Annotated in this window: 2 protein-coding genes and 1 pseudogene; 2 read left to right on the forward strand and 1 reads right to left on the reverse strand. The window is 59.1% G+C overall.

Annotation, left to right across the window (positions count from 1 at the left end):
- Positions 1-228 (forward strand): EamA family transporter (locus EQG76_RS24800; protein ID WP_159717291.1); only part of this gene is annotated, 228 nt, incomplete at its 5' end.
- Between the two features lie 389 nt (positions 229-617).
- On the opposite strand, the gene EQG76_RS24805 is transcribed toward EQG76_RS24800, so the two are convergent.
- Entirely contained in the window at positions 618-1,934 is a 1,317-nt protein-coding gene (locus EQG76_RS24805; protein WP_159717293.1) for a glyoxal oxidase, read from the reverse strand.
- Positions 1,935-2,513: 579 nt separating this feature from the next.
- Here EQG76_RS24805 and EQG76_RS24810 point away from each other — a divergent pair.
- A pseudogene (locus EQG76_RS24810) lies at positions 2,514-2,803 on the forward strand (transposase); the annotation flags it as partial.

The following is a 2,803-nucleotide window of genomic DNA, read 5'->3' on the forward strand; positions in this document are numbered from 1 at the left end:
GCCGGCCTCGCCTATGTCTCCCTGTTCAGCATGCTGATCGGCTTCATCTTCTGGTACCGCGGCCTGGCCCAGGGCGGCATCGCCGCCGTCGGCCAGCTCCAGCTCCTCCAGCCCTTCTTCGGCTTAGGCTTGGCCGCGACCCTGCTGGGCGAGCCGGTGAGCCTGGCGATGGTCGCAGTGACGCTGGGGGTGGTGGGGTGCGTGGTGGGGGTGAGGAGGTTGAGCTGAGTATCCGTGCCACCAAGTCGGTTGCTGCCCGGCGAACGGGGCCGCAGGCAAGAGTTGCGGGTCTGCCCAAGTAGAACCGGTGCTTGTGCATGGTGGCCGGGCGATTATCTTGCCCGTAAGAAGGTTCGTGTCTTGAGCGCTTGTCGGCAGAGAACGACGACGCTGAGAACGACGTCTACGCTATGTTCCCTTTGTTGCCTTCAAAGTGGGTGGCTGCCTGATCTCTGTTATATGCTCATAGCAGGCGCTGCTATCACTGCTGGTCTTCGCCAAAGCTGACGTAGGGACGTTGTAATTGCGCTGCTAGTGGGCACAACTCCCAGGCTCAGTGCAGCACCTGGCCACGGTGCAGATTCTGATCTTCAGATGCTGCGGGCCGGATGGTCAGGTCACTGCGCCGTAACATGCATCGCGAGAACCTTGCCGACCGATGGCACTCCGTCCCGGTCAATGACGAAGAGTAGATAGTAGCCGGGTGTTGCGATCCTATTGCTTGTTGGTGCTGTCACCTGAAGGGTGTTGCTGCTCCTCTTGAACGGTAGATCCAAGAAGCGTTGCTCCATATTGGTGCTGTGTGTCACAGAACCTGTCTTCACCAACGTCACTCTCGAGATGTTCGCGCCGTTGTTCACGCCGAGGATAAAGTTCCGCCCGACGCTCAGGCTGAGCGGGGCCTTCTCGATCTTCGGGCGGACTGCCTTGTTCCCAGCCAAGTCGAACAAATAGGGAGGATAGTAAATTTCGGCGTTGAGGTTTCTCTGAGGACCCGGTGCGCCGCCGCCGCCGACGAGAACCGAGGCATCTGGCAGCAGGAGCGCACCGGAATGGTACAGTCTCGCGAGACTCGAATTGCTCGCAGCGCCGGTTGTCCATCCACCGGTGCCCGGGTCCCAGATCAGGGCGTTGGTGTTAACGCCCTGAAGCTCATTGCGGACGCTCGAACCGCCGGTGACGACCACTTGACCATCTGCCAGTACGGTAGCGGTGCTCCACTGAAGCGCTTGTGGAGGACTCTGCGTGAAGCTCACCTCGGGCTTTTCGCCGTTGATATCGATGATGACGGCGCGCTTTTCCGACACCGTCTGGTACTTGCCGCCGCCGACACGGAGGATCTTTCCAGGAGCATACATTGCCTCGGTGGAGGTGACACTGAATGAGCCAGGCAACACGCCTAGATCAATCACCTTGCCGGCTCCCCTGGGGTCGATTTTATACATGCGGCTCTCAGAGAACCCGAAGATGAAGCCGTCCGGGGCCACCCAGTTCCTTGGATAGTAGTAGTAGTACGGGCTGGTATCTGCGCCGTTCAGCAGCCGAAATGAACCCTGCCGGTTGCGGATTTCTGGATGATCGGTGCCGTAGTCACCGCCTTGGATAAAGGTCTCACCGTTGGGCAACGTGGTGAGGGTGGCGTACCAGCGCGCCCGATACATGGATCTGCCAGGCACAAGGTCATTGCTGTCCGAGCGGAAGATGTTGGAGCGCTTGCTGCCGGTGTTTAACGTCTTGGACCCATCCCAGTTATCGCCACCCGCGATGAGCATGCTTCCCCCGCCGGGGAGAAGTATCTGCGCACTGCAGAACAGGTCGGTCGAGGTGCCGTTGGGCAGGGTTAAATGGTAGCCAAGGACGCCGTCGTTCGGGTCCCACACGTCATAGATAAAATACCCTGTCTGCTTACCAGTGTTGTTGGTGCCAAAGCTCATGACGCGACCGTCGCGCGTCAGGGCCATGTGGATCGGAATGGTCGGCCAAGCGTAAAGGCTGGACCAAGCTCCGACCTGATGAGGCTCACTGGTTGCGGCATTGCCCGTGCTCGGAGGCGTGACCAACGAACTCAGGACTAGTGACAGTAGAGCCCATGTTCGGTATAAATTATGTGTGGTTCGACAATAGTGATTGCCGGAGGGTAACCGGTCACATTTGGTGAGAATCATGTTGTAAATATCTCTAATCTAAAGTTGGCGCAGAACATCACGCCGACGCACGTGGTGCGGGACTTCAGTAAGATTACAAACTATTGCATATATTCCTGTGTGATGATGGTGATGCGGCTCCTTTGGACTGTTCACATCTGCATCATCATAGTGCGATGTCAGTGACCGCGGCAAGACGCCGCAAGGCTCTTCACAAAGAAGTAGCCGGGCCAGAAGTCGTAGCCTCGACTGCTACTTATTCATGAGTGACAGCAGTGTAGGCCTTGAGGGCAGCCGCACTTGGCCTTGCGGCCAGCTTAGAGTGCCTATCAAAACGGAACTTGGTGGTCCGGCCGTTGTTGGCCGGGCATAATTGCACCGCTGGTTTCCGATGAGCTGTGGCAGGAGGTTGCGCCTCTGCTGCCGCCTGAGCGCGCCAAGCCTAAGGGGAGGCCGACCTCGCAGGTCGGACCGCGCCTGCCTGACCGGCATCGTGTTTGTCCTGCGCACTGGTATCGGCCCTTTGCGGCCTCCTGGCCGCACCCGCTTTGCGGATCGGATCGGCCGTCTGCTGACGGTCGATGGGAGCAGCTGCCCCAGGAGATGGGCTGCGGGTCGGGCATGACCTGCTGGCGCCGCTTGCGTGACTGGCAACATGC

The sequence above is a fragment of the Geminicoccus flavidas genome (assembly GCF_009806515.1).
In the GTDB taxonomy this organism is placed as follows: domain Bacteria; phylum Pseudomonadota; class Alphaproteobacteria; order Geminicoccales; family Geminicoccaceae; genus Geminicoccus; species Geminicoccus flavidus.

Excerpts from the sequence above, each read along its gene's own strand:
- EQG76_RS24805 (WP_159717293.1), bottom strand. The coding sequence starts at position 1,934 with ATGAGCTTTGGCACCAACAACACTGGTAAGCAGACAGGGTATTTTATC.